Below are 20,798 nucleotides of genomic sequence, written 5' to 3'. Positions count from 1 at the left end.
TAGAGTGGGCTGTTTTTGTTTGAAAGAGGATGATTGTTTCTTGTATGTAATTTATATATAAGCTGTTTCTTAGACTATGCAAACAGGAAAGCGGCCACTAGAATTTGTAATGGAGAACTGAATAAGGCTGATAGCAGTATTTTTTAAATATTATAAAAAAACTGGAGAAAAAGATGGTCAGGTTGAGCGTGAAAATACTGGGTTTGGCGTTGGCTATTTATACAACGGCAGTACAGGCAGCCTCTCAGGAAGCACCAGACCCTTATAACCAGTGTGTTGATGAAACGATTCAACAATTAAATATTGGTCATATCAATAATGCCGTGGTGGAAATCTGTAGCAATAAAACCAAGACGTTATATGCGAAGCAAATTGTAAAACTATTGGATCAAATTAAGAACCAAAGTAAGGACGACCAACAACCTGAACGTTACAGCGATATTATGAAATCACAACAGCTATGGAAAAACTTTGTTGATCAGGAATGTCGTAATGCGGGCGCCTATATCGGTTCTCCCATGTATGAGTTCTGTCCGATGCAAAAATATGCGGAGCGCGTGGAACAGCTTGGTGAATACCTGAATTGATCTTGTCGGGGTTCAACAAATTTACTCATAACCTAAAACTATAATTTAAATACATCTTTGTTAGGAGATAGGCGTATACTGCGCAACGAATCAAAAACAACACTATTCCAGCAAGGTGCATTGTGAGCTTTACCCAATCAGACTGGCTAAATTTTTTAAAACCCAACTATAAAGTTCTTCCCCTGAAAGAACGTCTTTACTCAGGCATCGGTGCGTTGTGTGGCCTTGCCATATCATCACTGGTCAGTTGGTATGTACTGGGTGGCATGAATGTCTGGTATATCGCACCGATGGGTGCATCATCAGTGCTTTTATTTGCGGTTCCCAACAGTCCACTGGCACAACCCTGGAATGTGGTTGTTGGAAATACGCTGGCAGGGATTATTGGGGTGGCCTGTACTCAATATTTACCTGATCTGACCAGCGCATTTAGCGTGGCAGTTGGGTTTGCTATTTTTATGATGATGACTACAGACTCCTTGCATCCACCGAGTGGGGCAGTGGCGATCACCGCAGTTTTGGGTGGTGAGGCGGTACATCGTCTAGGATTTCATTTTGTACTGTATCCAGTGCTATTGAACTCGATTTTACTGTTGCTGTTTGCGGTATTTTTTAACCGTTTAATTGGGCGGCATTATCCCATTACCGCGCATGTCAATGAGCGTTCTAAAGACCCGACCCCAACACAGAAAGTCTCAATTCAACCCAAGGATATTGAATATGCCCTGGAGCAACACACCGAGTTGTTGGACATCAGTCAATATGATCTGGAAAAAATCATTCTGGAAGCACAGGAACACGCAAGCGAACGCCTGAATAGTTACTTTGTCTGTCAGGATATTATGAGTCGGGATGTCATCAAGTTACATGAAGATGATGATATTCATCAGGCGTTAGAGAAGTTCAAGGAAGTCAACCTCATGAGTCTGCCTGTCGTCAATGCGGAAGAAGAACTGGTTGGAACGCTGGCCTTATATGAGGTGGTGGAATGGTTTAAGGGTGCCGCTGATCCAAGAAATTCGTGGCAACATTATGTGAGACAGATTATGAGTCGCCGTGTCGTCACTGTGGAGCCATCACAGCCGATTCAGGATTTAGTCCCCTATTTTGTGGAAAAATCCTTTAACTATATTCCTGTGGTGGAGAACCAGCGTCTCATTGGAATTGTGAGCCGTGCCGACATGATCGCGGCGTTACAGCAACTCCTCAACCAGCAATATGTTTTAACCTGATTCAGGCAAAAAAAAGCTACGGTTGTATTAGGGGTAAATCAACCGTAGCGACCAAAAGAGGAAAGTGGGATTAGCGTTTTATGTGTTGATCTTCATAAACTGTCTTAACAGGTTGATGGTAGCCTTGAACATGGTCAACACGTGCTGTCTGCTGTTTCGGAATTACCAGCCATAAAATCAGATAGACCAAAATGCCAGGAAAGGCCGCACTCATGAGTGAAACCACCACAAAGATCAGGCGTAGCAAATTTGCATTCCAACCAAAACGTTCCGCAATACCGCCCATTACACCAGCGATCATGCTTTGTTGGTTTGAGCGATATAAACCAGAATTGGCCATTAAGTCTATCTCCTTAAATAAATGAAACAGCAGTAAAAAATAAAAAGGGTTTTGTTCAATGCTGTTAATTAGGAGATAGGGGCAAAGCTGATTTTTTAAAGTTTCAATAGGCGAGAGAATAGTTACGGTATGTAACTTGTTGATGGAAAAACCAACAGTATCGCCTAAAATGCACCGACTTAAAGCATGTGGCTTGGGTTAATCGAAATTTCGGTCTTATCAAAATACTCCACGAATGGACTTTTGGAGGCATATAACAAAACGGTTCAATCGTTTTGATCTTTCCAAAAAGTTTATTTATTGGAATGGTGAGGGGAAATGGTCACGATATCGATGTTAGAGATTTATGGATATGCAGTTTAGGTTATTCTTATCGTGGTTTAGCGTAGGCGCTCTATTGAGCTTTGGGTTGAGTGCCTGTGATAGCCATCACCCCGAATCCGCTAAACAACAGGCCCAGACGCAACCGAGCCATGAAGTCATGGAATCAGACCAGCAGCAGGGGATGTCATTAACCCAGGTTGCTGGACAGGCCACCCTGCCTCATCCTGTGACACACAAGCATACGCCAACTAAACTGTCTGAAACCGAGCTGGCCTATGTGGGACGTTATCATGCGCGTATTCCATGTACCGATGCTTTCGCGGGTTGTGTCAATAACGAGAAAGAAGCGGAATATATTATGAACTTGCTGGAGGATGGCTCTGTCTACTGGACCAATACCAGTTTTGGTCGTCTGGGTTCAGATTCATCGCGTAATGTTGCCAAAATTGAGCAAACCTGTAAGCAGGTGCAGTGGCATGTTGAGCCAGTGGAAAAAGAGATTGTGGTGCGCTGTGCTGCCGCTGACGTGAATTTATATTACCAGATCAATCAGGACCAGAATCTTGTGATGGATCTGGATAAAATCTGGAATGGAGATCAGGGCCGCAACCGCAAGTTCTTTAAGGAATATCCATTTCCCCAAAAAGCCTATGTTTTTGAAAAGGCGGAATGATCTTTTTTATCCTTAAATAAACCAATAGGAAAAAGTACCTCATGAGTTCCTAGGTACTTTATTTTTATAAAACCCAAGATTAAAGTATCTAATAGAATTCTAAGATTATAAAAAGGTTAGGATTTCTTGAGCCAATTGTTGAGCCTTTTTCCTGGACCAACCAATAGCAAAATGTTTCTGTGCTAAAATGGGTGTGTTCAAATTAATGGATTTTATATGCCGTTCAGCATCTACACCATGTGTAATCATCACTTTGGGTTGAAGATGTTGAATCAGGAAATCAAAAATAAAGGTGTCTTGATCAGATTGTGTTAGATCGGTTTTTTTGCGCGTCGGCAGGGCATAAATATTTGTTTCCATGACAACTAGATTTGGATGAATACTGAATAATGCATCATTGATCCATTCGATGACTCGGCGAGTATTACTGAGCGCAGGTTTGCCAGCATCTATACGGTCTTGTTGATAGGCTTCTAACCAGTCATTTTTATTGAAGCCTGTAGCTGGATCAAAATAGTTCCAAAAGTCATCTGCTTGAGTCGCTGGATTAAAACCAATAATTAAAATGTCAGTTTTTAGTGGATTGCCATTACAAACAAAAGGTCTGATGTTTTGATTGCCCGCCAAATTTTTTAATTCTTTATAAAATTTTTCCAACGGTGTGGATGTATCAAAAATCTCTTTACTGAACTGTTGAATTGCTGGCTGGAATTCAGGTTGAACAATTGAATATCTTAAGGGCAAGGGTTCCTGATAAATTACTTTGCGGATGGGTATGTCATGTTGATCCATATCCCCTAAAACATATTTACGATGGTGTGTGGGGATGGCTTCATAAGCGATTATTAAATATTCAATATTTTCTGCACAAGGGTGGGTTAAATAGTTTTCCCAAGCAATTTGACAACGTGCGCTTGAATCTGGACGATCATTGAGTTCATCAATAATATCTATAACTTCCTTTATTAAATCATCATTGTTTTTATAGTATGAAAGAGAGGGGTAAATTCCAAATTCACCGAGGCTTTCTATCTCAAGTTTAGAACTTTCAGCGATTTGAACAGTAATTTTTCCCTCTTGAATCTCTTGCTTAAGTTGTTGCAGGTTAAAGTGCTGATAACCACATCTGATTGTACCATCCTGATAAATAGACAGTGTTTCTAAAGAATATAAACACCCTGCTTCGTCAGGATCATATATTTCAAGTAAGACAAATACTGGAAGTGTTGTGCCAATGATAAAAGTTCCATCTTCTGCCTTTTTATAGATGCCATAATTTAGATTGCCTTTCCTAAATGTCATTTTTATTTGCCTATATGATGTGGAGCTGTTTTATTTTTTTAGAATAATCGAGAGGATAGGAAAATCACAATAAATCAGCGACATCATTTGACGTTGCTGTTTGGAAAATAAAAAAAGAGCGCATCAAGCGCTCTTTTTTGTCAGTTCCGATTAGTAATCGAAGCTGAAGTGTTCTGGTGCAAGTGAAGTCAAGGTACGGGAAGTCGAAACCATTGATTCTGCATGACCCTGCGCACGTGGCAACAAACGGTCAAAGTAGAAGTCAGCAACCTTGATTTTTGCTTTATAGAATTCAGGAGTTTCAGCACCGTTGCCTGCTTCCAGTTTTTCAGAAGCAATCACGGCCTGCTGAGCCCAGAAGTAAGCCATCATCACATAGCCAGAGAACATCAAGAAATCAACAGAAGCTGAAGAAACGATGTCACGGTCTTTACGTGCAGCAAGCATGATACGAACAGTCAATGTGTTCCATTGAGCGCAAAGCTTGGTTAGGTCCCAGGCGAAGCGGCGTAGATACTTGTTGCGGGCATGTGTAGCACAGAACTTCAAGATTTCAGCAGTATAGTCACGAACAACCTTGCCTTTTGAGCTTAGAAGAACTTTACGGCCGATTAAGTCAAGTGCCTGAATACCTGTAGTGCCTTCGTACAAGGTAGAGATACGTGCATCACGCGCGATTTGTTCCATACCCCATTCACGGATATAACCGTGACCACCAAAAACCTGCATACCATTGTTGGCAGACTCTAGGCCAAGCTCAGTCAGGAAGCCTTTAAGAATTGGTGTATAGAAACCAAGTTTGTCATCGGCAGCTTCATAAGCAGCTTGATCACCACTTGCCAACGCATCCGCCATCTTGTCTGCAAGTTTTGCAGCATGGTAGATCATTGAACGACCGCCTTCAGCAATCGCTTTTTGAGTCAGCAACAAACGACGAACATCAGCATGGTGGATAATCGCATCACCTACACGCTCAGGCTCTTTCTTGCCAGAAAGGGCACGCATCGACATGCGGTCTTTCGCATAAGGCAAAGCGCCCTGGAAAGACAATTCAGCATGTGCAATACCCTGAACTGCTGTACCGATACGTGCAGTGTTCATGAACGTAAACATGGCATGTAAGCCTTTGTTCACTTCACCAATCAGGTAGCCTGTTGCATTGTCAAAGTTCAATACCGCAGTTGCAGAAGCCTTGATCCCCATTTTGTGTTCGATTGAACCACAAGTCACTGGGTTGCGTTCACCAACAGAACCGTCAGCATTCACGATGAATTTAGGTACGATGAACAATGAAATACCACGAGTTCCTGCTGGTGCATCTGGAAGACGCGCAAGCACGATATGGATAATGTTTTCTGTTAAATCATGCTCACCCGCAGAGATGAAGATTTTAGTACCAGAAATTTTATATGTGCCATCAGCAGCAGGTTCTGCCTTGGTTTTCACCTGACCCAAGTCTGTACCACATTGAGGTTCAGTTAGGCACATTGTGCCAGACCAGGTACCTTCAACCAGTTTAGGCATATAAGTCGCTTTTTGCTCATCTGTACCGAACTGGATGATGGTGTTCATACAACCTGTACTTAAACCTGGATACATGGTGAATGACCAGTTTGCAGTACCCATCATTTCAGACTTGATGAGGTTTAAAGACATTGGCAGGCCTTGACCACCAAACTCTTCAGGGTAGGAGAGACCTTGCCAGCCACCCATGACGAACTGGTCATACGCTTCCTTGAAGCCTTTAGGTGTAGTCACTTCACCATTGTTAAAGGTACAGCCTTCTTCATCACCTGACTGGTTAAGTGGAGAAAGTACGTTTTCGCAGTAATCTGCCGCACCTTCAAGAATCATATCAACCGTATCTGCATCTGCATTTTGACCACTTGCCAAAGTTTGGTAGTGTGCAGGATAATCAAACACTTCATTCATTAAGAAGCGAATATCACGGAGCGGGGCTTTATAAGCTGGCATAATCTTAATCCTGTATTTGAATCGTTTTGGATTATCTGTTTCGATACTTTGATTATTCACAATGGTGATAAAAATACATTGATAAACACTATGGAAAAGACTGTCAGAAAAGCGAATTGATCAGGCGGTAGTGGCGTGAAAAAGTCATCTTCCCACTGGTGTTTGAAACTCATTTTAAATATGAAGATGATTAAATTTACAGTTGTAAATATAATGATATAAAGGTGTTTGGTAAAACTATGCGTTTAAAATATTTAACTTTATGTGTATTGGGGTTTAGTCTTTCTGCATGTTCTCAGCATGTCATTAAAACCAATTCTGGTACTGCAAACCTTGAACAGAAAGCCATTAACAGCATCAATGCGATGTATGAATATCCAAGCTATGACTACCGTGGAAAGTTTAATATCCATGTTGATCTGGACCAAAATAAAACCGTAAGCAAAGATGACAAGGCGGCTCTGGATGCCAATGTAAAGCAAAAGGTCGATCAATATCTACGCGACCAGAAAGTCAACCTGAACACCACACAGAAGCAGGCCTTATATGAAGCCCTTGCACAACAGCCAAAACAGTTTGGCGGCAGCAAGGCGGAAAAGTTTACCCGTGTCATGGCCAATGTTCTGAATGACATGCAGTTTGAATATGATGGTTCAGTGCATTACCGACAGAAAATGGGATCATTCAACCTCACCGCGCGCTATGAAAAACCGACCTTGCTGGTACAGGCGAAAGTGCCCATGGTGCTTGACCTGAATGATTATAAATTCTATATCAACTACTTCGCCCTGATGCCCTATCTGGTGAATAAGGAAAACCAGAACAATCTGGCCTATCTGGATTTTTCAAAATACCAGCATTTGTTCAAGCAGGTGGATATCAAGAAATTTGCTGAGTATGTCAAGGCATCCAGTGCGGTGTATTACCGTCTGGCAAATCCAAATGACATACAGGCGCTTGCAGTTTCTTCAAATGACCATGCGGCAGGTGTTGTGGAAAAGATTCGCCTTAAAACATCAGTTGAGGAGCTCATTCTTCAGGCAAACCTGTATAGCAAGGTCAATGAAAAATATCTGGTACAGCAGGTCCTAAATTTCAAGGAAAAGAGTTTAGAGAAACTGGTTGCAGACGAAGTGGATGCTGCGGTTCAGTCAAAAGTCAAATCAGCAGATTCCTCTGTGCTGACTTCAAAAAACTCGGCCGATGATGCCAGTGTGGTCAGTCAACAGCTTTATCGTCTGGTAAATCAACATCTGGGTGTTGATGATGCAGATGAGTCCTATAGTTCTGCTTCTGAAGATGCGGCGCAGGCTGCTGAACAGGCACGAGACGCAACTGAGGAGATGGATGCACTGGAGAACACCGATGAGGCTGCTGCGGATGAGCAGGGCTTGACTGCTGAACAGTGTCTGGCACTGCAAAATACCGCTAAAACCACTTATGGTGATGTGCAGTATTGCCAAACTGTTTACGACGTGGATGTATTTGGTCAGGAGACCACGCCACGCCTGGGAGCTTATCTGGAAAAACTGCAAGTCTTGGAAAAGATATTTGCAGCGTATGACCAAAACCAGTTTATTGATGATCAGGCATTTAAGGCACTCTGGATCAAGCATCAGGCAGACATAGATGCAGCCTTGCCACCTGTGAGTCAACGCAACCCATTTGTGATGGATGTGGGACTGGATGCGAAAGGACGTGCAATTAAGCTGGATTATGACCTGAACTATGCCTTACCAGAATTCAAGTCACGCTTTAACCTGAAAGCGGATATGCAGATTTCAAACTACGGCAAGGCCACCCCGATTGATCAGGCACAGTTGAAACGTGCAAAAACATGGGCGGAAGCAAGCAAGGGTTCAATGCTGGAACAGGCGATTGGCAGCTTCTCGGAAAAACTAGGCCAGTCTACCATTCAGGAACGTTCTGCACAGCCTTATACCCTGTCTCTGGATGACCAGCTAAAAGTGATTGCGGAACAGCGTTATGATGCAACCCATTCCTATGAACAAACCTATAAAGCTGTATTTATTGCCAAGTTGACTGAAAGCCAGCCACAGGTTGTGCAGCGTTATTCCACTCAGGAGTTGCAGGAAATTGCCAGTGTCTACGCCTACTGGTACTCGGATGAGGAGGTGTATAACCCAGAGGGCAAGGCACTGAAAGCGATTGAGGGTTTACAAGGCAAGCACCACCTTGAACAGGAAGACCAGTTTGATGACAAGCTGGGGCGGGCGGTGGACCGTATTGTGAACGATGCCATGCGTGGTGATCAGGATCGTCAGGCCCTGAAAAAGTTAAAGGTACAATACAAACAGCCACAGCAGCTTTTTGCCAAACAGTATCAAATCCAGTTTGAACGTGAAAATGGTGCATATCCTGAGGAAAAAAACGTGCTGGAACAAACAGCCAATATTCTGGGGCAGGTTTATGTGGATGCACGCAAAAACCAGCTGTCTGAGAAGTCAATCAAGAACTTAAAGGCTGAACATAATGAATTTATTGATTATGAAATCTTTAAGGATGTGTACCAGAAAATGCTGAGCAGCAAATAATTTAATTCCCCAAAAAAAGGAACCTGCTGCTTGCAGGTTCCTTTTTTGAAGTTTACTGAACGATTATAAAAAATCTTTAAGTTCAGGTTTGACTCCATTCCAGATTGAAAAGGCCTCAATTGCCTGTCCAACCAGCATACCAAAGCCATCGGTGGATGGAACCTGACGTGCCTGAGCCTGATCCAGAAAACTGGAGGGTTTGCCATAGGCCATTTCATAGGCATGATGGAAAACCAAAGTTTCAGGAAGTTGCAACGCATCACCTGTTAAGCTGGCTGACGTTGCATTAATTACAAAATCAAACTCACCAGAAAGTTGTTCTAGGCTGGTGGCTGTAAGTTCAGCTTGTGGTACGGCATCTTTTAAATCTTCAACCAGTTGTTCTGCACGGGCGAAAGTACGGTTGGCAATCACGATTTGTTTTGCACCTGCCTGTACCAATGGATAGATCACACCACGAGTCGCACCGCCAGCCCCTAAAATTAGGATGCGACTGTTTGTAAGATCCCAGCCCAAAGCCTGAATGGCTGCAACCAAACCTTGCCCATCAGTATTGTCACCAAAAAGTTTTCCATCCTGCATCCATAAGGTATTCACGGCTTTGGCAATTCTGGCGCGTTCAGTCAGTTGATTACATAAGGCAAATGCCTGCTCTTTAAAGGGAACGGTCACATTCATTCCAGCACCGCCTTGTGCAAAAAAATCCTTTGCCGTATTTTCAAAGCCATCCAGCGATGCAAGAATTTTTTTATAATTTAAATCAACGCCCGTTTTTGCTGCGAATGCATGATGTAATTCTGGTGAGCGGGATTGTTCAATTGGATTTCCAATTACAGCAAATTGTTTGGTCATGGCGAAAATGGTAAATAAAGAAAATAGGGGCAGTGTATAAAGTTGTGGAAATGATCGCAATTAGCATGAGTGATTTTTAATCTCAGTTGCTAACTTTTGGATATTTTCCTTAATTTCATCAACCGTATGTGCGGCATATCCAAATAGCACACCTGCCCTTTGAAATGAAGTTTGACAGTAGCGGGATAAAGGCTGGACAGCTAGCTCTAGTTTGCTACATTGAGCAGTGAAATCCTGCTCTGTCCATGAATCTTTCATCCAACAGACCAAATGAATTCCTGAATCTGTGGGCTGAATCGTCAATACATCAGAGAGATATTGCTCAATTGCTGCAATTAAAGCCTGTTGGCGTTCATAACAGGCTTTGCGGACTTTACGTACATGCCGTGCATAATGCCCCTCTTGAATAAACAAGCTCAAAACAACCTGTTCCAGATAAGAACTGCGAGTATCAATATGATTTTTTGCCAAACTGAATAGGTCAATGAGAGACTCGGGAATCACCATAAAACCTAAGCGAAATTCAGGAAACATCATTTTGGAAAATGTGCCTGAATAAATTACACGTTGCTGTTGGTCCAGACCCTGTAAGGCTTGAATAGGTCGAGTGCCATAACGAAACTCACTGTTGTAGTCATCTTCAAAAATCCATTTTTGTTGCTGGGCCGCCCAATCCAACAATGCCAAACGCCGAGTTAAACTGAGTGTGCCACCCAGTGGAAATTGATGTGAGGGTGCGGTGTAAACCAGTTTGGCTTGGGCATAATGCTGGATAATGTCGGGAATTTTCATTCCCTCCTCATCACTACAAACTGGATGAACCTTTGCCCCAAAACTACGAAAAACAGCCAATGCCGCATCATAGCCTGGCTCATCCAGACATACCTGATCCTGTGCCTGTAATAGCGCATAAGCGGTTAAATGAATGGCCTGTTGTGTCCCGTTCACAATCAAAATTTGTTGTTCAGTACAATTGAGTCCACGTGTAGAGCGTACATATTGGCATATCGTCTGTCTTAAAGGCAGGTAGCCTTTTGAATCATGGGCCTGTCCAATCTGATGATAGGATTGCCGCCATGCTCGCCCAAGCAGTTTTCCCCAAAGTTGATGTGGAAATAAATCCACGCAACCCACGCCAACATGAAAGGTACGTTTACCTTGTGGTAACTGTTGTTTCTGCCAGCAAGCTAAATGTTGGGCAAGGTGGGGATTTACATTCAGCGTTTCAGTTCTGGTTGATAGATGAAGATGCTGTTGGGTTTGCGCTTGGATCAACTGGTCAGGAATGGTTTCTGACACATAGGTTCCTGAGCTTGGTTTGGTCAATAAATAACCCTCATCCAGTAGGCGGTCCAAAGCCGACAATACGGAATTACGGGAAATGGACATCATTTCTGCCAAAACTCGGCTTGAGGGCAGTTTTGTGCCAGCAGATAAACGACCATCTAAAATGGCATCCCTGAGCACCTCATATAATCCATCCTTGATGGAACCTTTTGGTAAAATCAAGTGTGGAAAATAGGCAGAGGATGAAATCGCCATAATCAACTGGTACTTTAAAAATTATAATAACTGTATCTTATGATGATACCACTCTCAACACTACACTTTGATCTTCCATAACGAAAGATGACGGAGTGTCAGGATGCAGACTCAGGAAATACAGGTTATCCCTGTCCAGCAACAGGATTATCAGCAGTGGATACCATATTGGCTGGCGTATCAGAATTTTTATAAAGTGGCGCTTGCCAGTTCCACCACACAAACCACATGGCAACGCTTTTTTGATGAAGCTGAACCCGTTTATTGCGCCGTTGCCAAACGAGGTGAACAGGTGTTGGGGTTTGTACATTATGTCATTCACCGTTCAACTTGGGCTGAGCAAAATTATTGTTATTTAGAGGATTTATTTGTTTCACCAGAGGTGCGGGGGCAGCATGTTGGCAAGCATTTAATTGAATATGTTCAGCAGCAGGCCATTTTACAGCAGTGTGACCGCCTATATTGGCATACACAGGAAACCAACCATACCGCACAAAAACTCTATGACTGGATTGCTGAAAAGCCTGGGATTATTGAGTATCGGATGGTGTTGAAATAAAATTTAATCAGGCCAGGATCTTGGGATTTTGGCCTTTTCTTTTAAATCTATTGATTTATGTTAGAGACCATTGCCTGAAATAAATGTTGAATTACCTGTTCGATTTCCAGCTCTGACAAGGCTGCAAAACCAAAACGGATATAAAAATGTGGGTTCTCAATCGTTAAATCTGAACCAAAGTCAAATTCTGAATGAATGTTTAATTGTTTTAATCGTTCTATATACTGAGTTTGAAAAGGAAAATTAAATTTCACCCATAATGCCATTCCTCCCGCAGGTGTCGAAATTTCAACCTTATCCTGAAAAATCTGCTGAAAGGTCATTACCGCAAAATCTCGACGGCTTTGGTAGATTTTCCGCATCTTGCGGATATGCCGTTTAATTTCACCTTGCTGCATCAGTTCAGCAATCGCCAGTTCTGTAATCGCATTGCCTTGTTTATCAATGAGTAAAATGTCCTGATTCATGGCTTGGACAATATCAGGATTTGCAACAACATACCCAACCCTTAGACTTGGCGCAAACACTTTGGACAGCGAGCCAATATGAATCACCTTATCGGCATGAGGTAAGCTGATTAAGGGCGGAATGGGGCGGCTGTCATAATGGAACTCATGATCATAGTCATCTTCAATAATATAAAAATCAAAACTTTTGGAGAGTTCCAAGAGTTTTAAGCGCCGTTGCATCGACATGGAAACGGTGGTGGGATATTGATGATGCGGTGTGGTATAGATCGCAGCGACCTGATAGGTGGATAAAATTTCGGTTAAATGATCAGTATCTAAACCATACTGATCCAAACGCACCCGTACAACCTGATAACCATGCGATAAAAATGTGTCAATTGCAGGTGGATAAGCCCAGTGTTCCACCACAACCACATGACGCTGGGCTTTAGATTGAGCCAACACCCTTGAAGCCAGAAAAATACCCATTTGGCTACCCCGAACCACACAAATATGTTCAATGGAACTTTGGATAAAACGTTCCATTGACAACATCTGCTGTAAAGCTTGTCGTAACTCGATGCTACCTTGCGGATCACCGTAGCCCATACTCTGATGGCGGGTGACCTTGATCAGGGCATGGCGATAGGCACGAGAAAACAATTCATAGGGAATTAAACGGGTGTCGGGCACACCATCATTCTGAATAAGATGTGTTGGGCGGGGTATATCTATTGTCTGTGAGATAGGCCTGGCTTTGGGCTGGTCTTTGTATTTTAAGTCAGGAAGATGCGCTGAAACAAAAGTGCCTTGTCGAGCTTTGGAAACCAGCCAGCCTTGTGCCTCTAAATCCTCATAGACGGATTGTACCGTTTTACGATTGATTTTTAACTCATTGGCCAAAGTCCGAGAGCCTGCCAGCCGTGTTCCTGAAGCTAACCGTCCCGATAAAATATCCTGAATAATCTGATTCGCCAACTTGAGAAAAAGGGTCTTTTCTTCACGATCTTCAAGGTGTAGCCGAAATTTCCATGACTGTTGCCCGATTTTCTGAATCATCGTTTGCTGGACCATATAAGTTTTAAAAACTGGATATTTTAAACCATCCACAGACTTTCTATTCTGCATATGTCCCATCTACAAATCAAATGAATAGGAGGATTTATGGAGACAGCATTACTTGATAAACAGCAGTTGATGCACAACGCACAGCAAAGTATGCAGCAGCTTTTTCAGGATGTGGAATATACCGAACAGCAAAAACTGGCGTTGACCTGCCGCATTTTATTTGATCATGGACATGATTCAGGTTTGGCTGGGCAAATTACCAGCCGCACAGCCAAAGGTAATACTTTCATTACCCAGCGCTTTGGACTCGGTTTTGATGAAATTACCGCAACAAACCTGTTGGAGGTTGATCAAGACCTTAAACCTTTAAATGGTCAGGGTATGGCGAATCCAGCCAACCGTTTTCACACATGGATTTATAAACAGCATCCAGATGTGAACTGCATTATCCATACCCATCCTACCCATGTCGCCGCTTTGTCAATGTTGCGTGTGCCCCTGATGATTGCCCAAATGGACACCTGTGCATTGTATGGGGACTGTTCTTTTGTTGGTGAATGGCCAGGTGTGCCTGTGGGTAATGAAGAGGGGATTTTAATCTCTAATGCTTTGGGAAATAACCGAGCAGTTCTGCTCTCCCATCATGGGCAACTGGTCACAGGCAAAACAATTGAAGAAGCCTGTAACTTGGCGATTTTGATTGAGCGTGCGGCACGTTTGCAATTACTTGCCATGTCCGCAGGACAGATTCAACCGATTCCCCATGAGTTGGCAAAAGAAGCCCACGACTGGGTATCCACAGATAAACGTAACAAGGTTAATTTTGCTTATTACGCGCGTAAGGCATTGAAAAAACATCAGGATTGTATCTAGGAGGTCAGTATGAAACTAAACGGTATTATTGCCTATCCCATTACACCATTTAAAGCGGATGGTCAGGAAGTCGATTTTGATGCACTGAGCATTAGCTTAAATGCCTTATTGGAAAATCAGTGTGATGCAATTGCACCATTAGGGAGTGCAGGGGAAGGTGCCTATTTATCTTGGCAAGAATGGCAACAAGTCGCACAAAAAAGTATTGAAGTGGTGAATCATCGTGTACCTGTGATTTTGGGGATTTCGGAATTGACCACTGCAATGGCGATTCAAAAAGCTAAAAAAGCTGAAGAATTGGGTGCGGATGTGATTATGGTGATTCCTGTGTCGTATTGGAAACTGACTGATCAGGAAGTCTATGAATATTATCAACAGATTGCAGCATCCACCAAATTACCGATCATGGTGTATAACAATCCTGCCACCAGTGGCATTGATATGAGTCCTGAACTGATCGTGAAGATGTTCCAGAATATCGACAATATTTGCATGGTCAAAGACAGCACAGGCGATATTCAGCGTATGCACAAGTTCCATGAACTCAGCAATGGACAGCTACCATTTTATAATGGTTGTAACCCATTGGCACTGGAAGCGTTTTGTGCAGGCGCAAGTGGCTGGTGTACGGTTGCACCAAATTTATTGGGTAATTTGCCAAGTCAATTGTATCAGGCAGTTCAGGATGCTGATCTGGTACAGGCAAAAGCATTATTTTATCGCCAATTGCCATTATTGCGTTTTGTGGTGCAGTACGGTTTGCCTAAAACGGTTAAAGCAGGTCTAAATGAATTGGGCTTTGCGGTGGGTAAACCCAGAAGTCCTGTGCAAGAAGCCAGTGCAACTGAGCGACAACAACTTAAAGCCTTAATGAAATTGGCGATAGCAAATTAAATTTTTATCAAAAGCCCCTTGCCTAGTGTGATGGATGGGCAAGGGGGCTTTTCTTTATTTCTCTAAACCCAACCAGTCTCTTGGTTTTAAATAATAATCAGTGAGTCGTTTTTCAGGTGAGTTTTCATCCCATTCAGGACGATACGACCAGCCTGCAAGATTAGGTAAACTGACCAAGATCGATTCAATCCGTCCACCTGTTTGCAAACCGAATAAAGTGCCACGATCATAAACCAGATTATATTCAACATAACGACCACGACGATACAACTGGAACTCACGCTGAGCTTCGGTATATGGCTGCTCACGATGCTTTTCAAAAATTGGCAGGATTGCTGCTAAATAACCATTACCAACAGCCTGCATATATTGAAAACAGGTTTCAAAATCCCATTGATTGAGATCATCAAAGAACAAACCACCCACGCCACGCTGTTCATCACGGTGTTTTAAGTAGAAATAATCATCACACCATTGTTTATGCTCGGCATAAACATTTTCACCAAATGGCTGACATAAGTCATAGGCAGTTTGATGCCAGTCTAAAATATCCTGATCATCTGGATAGAACGGGGTTAAGTCAAAGCCACCACCAAACCACCATACAGGATCTTGTCCCTCAGGTTCAGCCACAAATAAACGCACATTGGCATGTGAGGTTGGAATATTCGGGTTTTTGGGGTGAATCACCAGCGACACACCCAAAGCCTGTGCCTTTGCGCCAGCAATCTGCGGATGGCGTTCAGTTGCGGAAGCAGGCAGCTTGCTGATATTGATGTGGGAGAACATGACCCCACCTTTTTCAATCACTTCACCATTTTGCAGAACACGGGAACGGCCACCGCCGCCTTCAGTTCGTTGCCAATCATCAATGATAAACTCAGCGGTTCCACCGCCTGCACGTTCCTGCTGTTCTAGTCCTGCACAAATCCGTGCCTGTAGGTCGAGTAAAAACTCACGAACACGTTGAATATCAACTGAAGTTGGATGCTGCATGATGATCCTCTTAAAGTGATCTAGGAATTGCTTATATCAAAACATAAAATCCATAAAAAAAGTAAGGGATTTTTGCCTTTTACCATAAAAATCCCTTAATTGCCTTATTTTTAAACATTTTGAAAAAATGAATCAGAAGTCATCTTTTTTATATAGGTGATCCATCCGTTCACGTTTGGTTTTTAAATAATGCTCATTGAATGGATTACGACCCACTGTAAGTGGAACACGCTCCACTACATTAATGCTTAGATCAGTCAATGCCTTTAATTTTAAAGGATTGTTGGTGATCAACTTCACTTCTTTGACTTGCAGATGATCCAGCATAATGCTGCACATATCGTAACGGCGGGCATCGGCAGGCAAGTTCAACAACAGGTTGGCATCGACTGTATCATGTCCCTGATCCTGTAGGGCATAGGCACGAATTTTATTGGTCAGGCCAATCCCACGGCCTTCCTGACGCAAATATAAAATCACACCCTGGCCTGCTTCATTAATTAAGCGTTGTGTGGCTTGCAGTTGAGGCCCACAGTCGCACTTCAATGAGGCAAAGGCATCACCAGTCAAACATTCAGAATGGATACGCACGAGTACAGGCTGATTTGGTGCAGTTTCTAGTCCTTTGGAAAGCGCCACATGCTCTTCGCCCGTTGCTGGGTCTTGAAACACGGAAATATTGAAGTCACCAAAAGCGGTTGGTAGCCTTGATGTTGCAACAAATTCAATTGGCACAGAACGCTCACTATGATAATAAAAAACAGTCAAAGTATAGCTTAATGTGTGAAGATTGCGTGAATTGGAATTTCTGATTTTTCACATAAGTTTTTCTTTTTCATACAAAGCACACAATAATGGTTGATAAACAGTGACATAATTCAGGATAATCTGCCAGCCAGTCCCTGAGACTGGCATGAGAATGTTTAGCACGACATCATTCGCCCATGTGGCTGATTGAAGGTAGATCATATTTAATTGTATGATTGCCCCCATTTAACCCAGCTTCGGATTTGCCAGGCTTAAAAAGGCTTCGCCACATTATGTTGTATACCGAAATTCCAACTCAACGTCCTGTTACGCCATTGTTAGATGGAATTGATCATCCACAACAGTTACGTCAGCTCGAACAAGGCCTGCTCCCACAAGTGGCGGACGAGTTGCGTCAATATATTCTGTATGCGGCAGGACAAAGCGGTGGCCATTTTGGTGCAAATCTGGGAGTGGTTGAACTGACGGTTGCCCTGCATTATTGCTTTAATACACCCCAGGACCGTCTGGTTTGGGATGTGGGCCATCAGGCTTATCCACACAAGGTGTTGACGGGTCGCCGTGACAGAATCATCACGATTCGTGCCAAAGATGGTTTGGCTGCATTTCCTGCCCGTGAAGAATCCGAGTTTGATACCTTTGGGGTAGGGCATTCATCAACAGCAATTTCTGCTGGTCTTGGTATGGCACTTGCGCGTCGCTACCAAAAAGATCCATGTGATGTGGTTGCCATTGTCGGTGATGGTGCAATGACCGCAGGTATGGCCTTTGAAGCCATGAATGATGCGGTTGCCCATGATGCCGACTTGATTGTGGTACTAAATGACAATGATATGTCGATCTCATGCAGTACAGGCGGCTTTGCCAAACACTTGGCGGCGATTTGGGAAACAGGGCAGTTGGTCAATGTGAATGAACAGGGTGAAGCCTATGTTCAGCCACATCCAAAATGGACCTATAACTCACGTCTGCACCAGTCAGCAACAGATGCTGCGGATAACCTGTTTAAAGCGATTGGTTTTGATTATTTTGGGCCGTTTGATGGCCATGACGTGGAACAGTTGGTACAGGTTTTCCATGCCCTGAAAAAACGTAAGGGTCCACGTCTGGTGCATGTCTATACCAAAAAAGGCAAGGGCTTTGCCCCTGCGGAAGCAGACCCAATTACCTATCATGCCATTACCAAAATTGCGCCCGTAGCTTGTGCACCAGCGAAAACTTCTTCTTCAAAAGCAGCGCCAAAATATTCGGATGTGTTTGGGCAATGGCTCTGTGATGAAGCTGCTCAGGATGCGCGTTTGCTGGCGATTACTCCAGCCATGTGTGAAGGCTCGGGTATGGTGCAGTTCGCACAGCAATATCCTGAACGTTTCTTTGATGTGGCAATTGCAGAGCAGCATGCGGTGACGCTGGCAGCAGGCATGGCTTGCGAGGGCTTAAAGCCTGTGGTGGCAATTTACTCAACATTCTTACAGCGTGGCTATGACCAGTTGATTCATGATGTTGCGTTACAGAATCTGGATGTAACTTTCGGTATTGACCGTGCGGGCTTGGTTGGTGAGGATGGCCCAACCCATGCGGGTGCCTATGACTATGCCTATATGCGTACAGTTCCAAACATGGTGATCATGGCACCAAAAGATGAAAATGAATGCCGTCAAATGCTGCATACCGCCTATCACTATAAAGGGCCAACAGCAGTACGCTATCCAAGAGGTGTAGGAACAGGTATTGAAATTCAACAACAGATGACTGCTTTGGAGATTGGTAAAGCTGAAATCGTTGCTGAATTTAATCAGGATGCTGAACAACAGATCAGTATTCTCGCCTTTGGTAGCCGTGTGGCAGCTTCAGTTGATGCCGCAGCGCAGTTTGCAAATCAATATGCAGTTGGCGTGCGTGTGGTGAACATGCGTTTTGTGAAACCACTGGATGAACAAATCATTCGTAAGCTTGCTGAAAAGACCGACCTCTTTGTTACGGTGGAAGAGCATGCAGTAATGGCGGGTGCGGGCAGTGCGGTAAATGAATTTCTGGCGCAGGCGAGAATTGTGAAACCTATCTTGAACCTTGGTTTGCCAGATGCCTTTTTACATCAGGCGACACATCCGCAAATGCTGGCGGACTGTGGTCTGGATAGTCAGGGTATTTTAGCCTCAATTCAAAAGGCGTGGTTTTAATCAACAAACCATGTGAATGTGGAAATAATTTTTCGCAACATTTTTTCCCTAAAAGCGCTTATATTTGATAGAATATGAGCGCTTTTATGCATTATTCTTTGTCAAAATCTTCAAATTTGTAGTGGGTGTTCAATGGAACCTATGGTGGTTATGGCTGCGCGTGCGGCTCAAACAGTTGGTCAAGAGCTTTTAAAGGCACATCAAAATCGTCATAAACTCGATTTACAAGTTGAAGAAAAAGGCATTGATGGTCCAGTAACGCGTGTTGACCGTTACATCGAACAACTTACCATTGATACCCTCCGTAAAAGCTATAAAAACCACAGCTTCCTTGGTGAAGAGTTTGGTATGCAGGAAGGTAAAGGTCACGATGCAGACTGGTGCTGGGTGATTGATCCCCTGGATGGCACACAAAACTTTATTCATGGTTTTCCACATTTCTGTATCTCAATTGCGGTACAACATAAAGGCGTAACTCAACACGGTGTGATCTATGATCCAGTGCGTGATGAATTGTTCTCTGCCAGCCGTGGCCGTGGCACAGTGATGAACCAGCGTCGTATTCGTGTCAATGTCAAAGATAATCTGGAAAACACGTTCCTTGCAGTGGGTCATCCTTACCGTGCAAAACGTAATGGTGAAATAGTTTCTTATGCGGAACAGCATTTCGCTTCATTATTGGCTGTAACCAAATCAGGCGCGCAAATCCGTCGTGGTGGTTCTGCCGCACTGGACTTGGCTTATGTGGCTGCGGGTCGTTTTGATGGTTTCTTTGAGCTTGGCTTAAAACCGTGGGACATTGCTGCGGGTGAGCTGATTATTAAGGAAGCGGGTGGTGTGGTTGTTGATGCACGTGGTGGTAATGATTCATTTGACAATGGTCAGGTGCTTGCATGTTCACTCAAGATGCTAAAACCGTTGATGCAGGCAGTTGTTCCAGCTTGGGGCGAAGCTGCAAAATAATTTGTAGATTTATAAAAAAGCCCTCAATATTTTGAGGGCTTTTTTATATGAAATGATAAAAACAAGGTTAAATGAATTGTTGATCTATTTTATTGGTCCAGGTGGTGCGGGAAAAACAACCACGGCAAAGTTGCTGGCATCGCAATTAGGATGTGCATGCTATGATCTAGATGAGCACTTTATACAATTCGAAGATAATATTGGACAGTACATTGCAGAACATGGCTATCGAGAATATGCGGCTCGAAATGTGCAATTATTTTTAGAATTACAACAAAAATCTGAAAATCAAGAAATAATAATTATTGTATGTTCTTCAGGATTTATGACTTATTCAGAGGATACTCATCAAGACTATATAAAAATAAAGAATGAAATAGAGAAGCATAAATTCACCTTTTTATTGTTACCCTCATTGGAGCTGGAAAAATGTGTTCAGGAAATTCTTACAAGGCAGATGACTCGGACGTATTTGAATGCTTCTTGGAAAAAGGAAGAGTTGAAGATCAGAACACGATTTCAACTGTATGTCAGATTGGATTGTCAAATTGTTTTAACGAATGAAGTGCCAGATATTATTGTGTCTGGAATAAGGGAAATATTAGGGAAATAATGGCAGGCTATTATTCTCAGATGGCTTGCTACCTATTGTTATATAAATATAATT

The 20,798-nt window shown here is 43.1% G+C and carries 18 protein-coding genes; 10 read left to right on the top strand and 8 right to left on the bottom strand.

All coding sequences use genetic code 11. The features are described from left to right. Window positions 1-173: 173 nt before the first annotated feature. Together QTA56_RS09375 and QTA56_RS09370 are read left to right on the top strand one after the other, a co-directional pair. Entirely contained in the window at window positions 174-587 is a 414-nt protein-coding gene (locus QTA56_RS09375; RefSeq protein WP_267980707.1) for a lysozyme inhibitor LprI family protein, read from the top strand. Window positions 588-709: 122 nt separating this feature from the next. Beyond that, on the top strand, window positions 710-1,819 hold the full coding sequence (locus QTA56_RS09370) for an HPP family protein (protein WP_267980706.1): 1,110 nt from the start codon (window positions 710-712) through the stop codon (window positions 1,817-1,819). Between the two features lie 70 nt (window positions 1,820-1,889). Here the strand turns inward: QTA56_RS09370 and QTA56_RS09365 are convergent, their stop codons facing one another. Continuing rightward, window positions 1,890-2,159: a PspC domain-containing protein gene (locus QTA56_RS09365; RefSeq protein WP_267980705.1), complete on the bottom strand. Its 270-nt coding sequence runs from the start codon at window positions 2,157-2,159 to the stop codon at window positions 1,890-1,892. A 352-nt stretch (window positions 2,160-2,511) separates the two neighbouring features. Here QTA56_RS09365 and QTA56_RS09360 point away from each other — a divergent pair, with 352 nt between their 5' ends. Beyond that, window positions 2,512-3,156 (top strand): hypothetical protein, encoded by a 645-nt coding sequence (locus tag QTA56_RS09360; RefSeq protein WP_267980704.1) that lies wholly within the window; start codon window positions 2,512-2,514, stop codon window positions 3,154-3,156. A gap of 105 nt (window positions 3,157-3,261) precedes the next feature. On the opposite strand, the gene QTA56_RS09355 is transcribed toward QTA56_RS09360, so the two are convergent. Continuing rightward, the gene (locus QTA56_RS09355) at window positions 3,262-4,458 is read right to left on the bottom strand and encodes a DUF7639 domain-containing protein (RefSeq protein WP_267980703.1); all 1,197 of its coding nucleotides are present in this window, start codon (window positions 4,456-4,458) and stop codon (window positions 3,262-3,264) included. A 150-nt stretch (window positions 4,459-4,608) separates the two neighbouring features. Next, window positions 4,609-6,432 carry an acyl-CoA dehydrogenase C-terminal domain-containing protein gene (locus QTA56_RS09350; protein ID WP_267980702.1) on the bottom strand — a complete coding sequence of 608 codons (1,824 nt, stop codon included), beginning with the start codon at window positions 6,430-6,432 and terminating at the stop codon, window positions 4,609-4,611. 239 nt (window positions 6,433-6,671) lie between these two features. Here QTA56_RS09350 and QTA56_RS09345 point away from each other — a divergent pair, with 239 nt between their 5' ends. Further along, window positions 6,672-8,987 carry a hypothetical protein gene (locus tag QTA56_RS09345; protein ID WP_267980701.1) on the top strand — a complete coding sequence of 772 codons (2,316 nt, stop codon included), beginning with the start codon at window positions 6,672-6,674 and terminating at the stop codon, window positions 8,985-8,987. Between the two features lie 63 nt (window positions 8,988-9,050). Here the strand turns inward: QTA56_RS09345 and aroE are convergent, their stop codons facing one another. Together aroE and pdxR (QTA56_RS09335) are read right to left on the bottom strand one after the other, a co-directional pair. Continuing rightward, complete coding sequence (gene aroE / locus QTA56_RS09340; protein ID WP_267980700.1) at window positions 9,051-9,839, bottom strand: shikimate dehydrogenase; 789 nt, start codon at window positions 9,837-9,839, stop codon at window positions 9,051-9,053. A 60-nt stretch (window positions 9,840-9,899) separates the two neighbouring features. Beyond that, window positions 9,900-11,381, bottom strand: coding sequence for a MocR-like pyridoxine biosynthesis transcription factor PdxR (gene pdxR / locus QTA56_RS09335; RefSeq protein ID WP_267980699.1), 1,482 nt, complete (start codon window positions 11,379-11,381; stop codon window positions 9,900-9,902). 103 nt (window positions 11,382-11,484) lie between these two features. Between pdxR (QTA56_RS09335) and QTA56_RS09330 the strand changes: the two genes are divergently transcribed. Further along, window positions 11,485-11,940 (top strand): GNAT family N-acetyltransferase, encoded by a 456-nt coding sequence (locus tag QTA56_RS09330; protein WP_267980698.1) that lies wholly within the window; start codon window positions 11,485-11,487, stop codon window positions 11,938-11,940. A 47-nt stretch (window positions 11,941-11,987) separates the two neighbouring features. On the opposite strand, the gene pdxR (QTA56_RS09325) is transcribed toward QTA56_RS09330, so the two are convergent. After that, window positions 11,988-13,517, bottom strand: a complete 1,530-nt coding sequence (gene pdxR / locus QTA56_RS09325) for a MocR-like pyridoxine biosynthesis transcription factor PdxR (protein ID WP_267980874.1) — start codon at window positions 13,515-13,517, stop codon at window positions 11,988-11,990. Window positions 13,518-13,553: 36 nt separating this feature from the next. Here pdxR (QTA56_RS09325) and QTA56_RS09320 point away from each other — a divergent pair, with 36 nt between their 5' ends. Together QTA56_RS09320 and QTA56_RS09315 are read left to right on the top strand one after the other, a co-directional pair. Further along, window positions 13,554-14,330 (top strand): aldolase, encoded by a 777-nt coding sequence (locus tag QTA56_RS09320; protein ID WP_267980697.1) that lies wholly within the window; start codon window positions 13,554-13,556, stop codon window positions 14,328-14,330. A 9-nt stretch (window positions 14,331-14,339) separates the two neighbouring features. Next, window positions 14,340-15,224: a dihydrodipicolinate synthase family protein gene (locus QTA56_RS09315; protein ID WP_267980696.1), complete on the top strand. Its 885-nt coding sequence runs from the start codon at window positions 14,340-14,342 to the stop codon at window positions 15,222-15,224. A 54-nt stretch (window positions 15,225-15,278) separates the two neighbouring features. Here QTA56_RS09315 and hemF read toward each other — a convergent pair whose 3' ends face one another. Continuing rightward, window positions 15,279-16,220 (bottom strand): oxygen-dependent coproporphyrinogen oxidase, encoded by a 942-nt coding sequence (gene hemF, locus QTA56_RS09310; RefSeq protein WP_267980695.1) that lies wholly within the window; start codon window positions 16,218-16,220, stop codon window positions 15,279-15,281. A 132-nt stretch (window positions 16,221-16,352) separates the two neighbouring features. Further along, window positions 16,353-16,955 carry a GTP cyclohydrolase II gene (ribA, locus tag QTA56_RS09305; RefSeq protein ID WP_267980694.1) on the bottom strand — a complete coding sequence of 201 codons (603 nt, stop codon included), beginning with the start codon at window positions 16,953-16,955 and terminating at the stop codon, window positions 16,353-16,355. Between the two features lie 305 nt (window positions 16,956-17,260). Between ribA and dxs the strand changes: the two genes are divergently transcribed. The 3 genes from dxs (at window position 17,261) to QTA56_RS09290 (ending at window position 20,744) form a co-directional block, all read left to right on the top strand. Next, entirely contained in the window at window positions 17,261-19,168 is a 1,908-nt protein-coding gene (dxs, locus tag QTA56_RS09300) for a 1-deoxy-D-xylulose-5-phosphate synthase (RefSeq protein ID WP_267980693.1), read from the top strand. A gap of 132 nt (window positions 19,169-19,300) precedes the next feature. After that, window positions 19,301-20,131 carry an inositol monophosphatase family protein gene (locus QTA56_RS09295; RefSeq protein WP_267980692.1) on the top strand — a complete coding sequence of 277 codons (831 nt, stop codon included), beginning with the start codon at window positions 19,301-19,303 and terminating at the stop codon, window positions 20,129-20,131. 76 nt (window positions 20,132-20,207) lie between these two features. Further along, window positions 20,208-20,744, top strand: coding sequence for a shikimate kinase (locus tag QTA56_RS09290; protein ID WP_267980691.1), 537 nt, complete (start codon window positions 20,208-20,210; stop codon window positions 20,742-20,744). Window positions 20,745-20,798: the final 54 nt, after the last annotated feature.

It is taken from the genome of Acinetobacter thutiue (assembly GCF_030385805.1).
Taxonomy (GTDB): Bacteria; Pseudomonadota; Gammaproteobacteria; order Pseudomonadales; family Moraxellaceae; genus Acinetobacter; species Acinetobacter corruptisaponis.
Note: the sequence above shows the minus strand (reverse complement) of the source record. Positions and strands in the feature narration are given on the sequence as shown.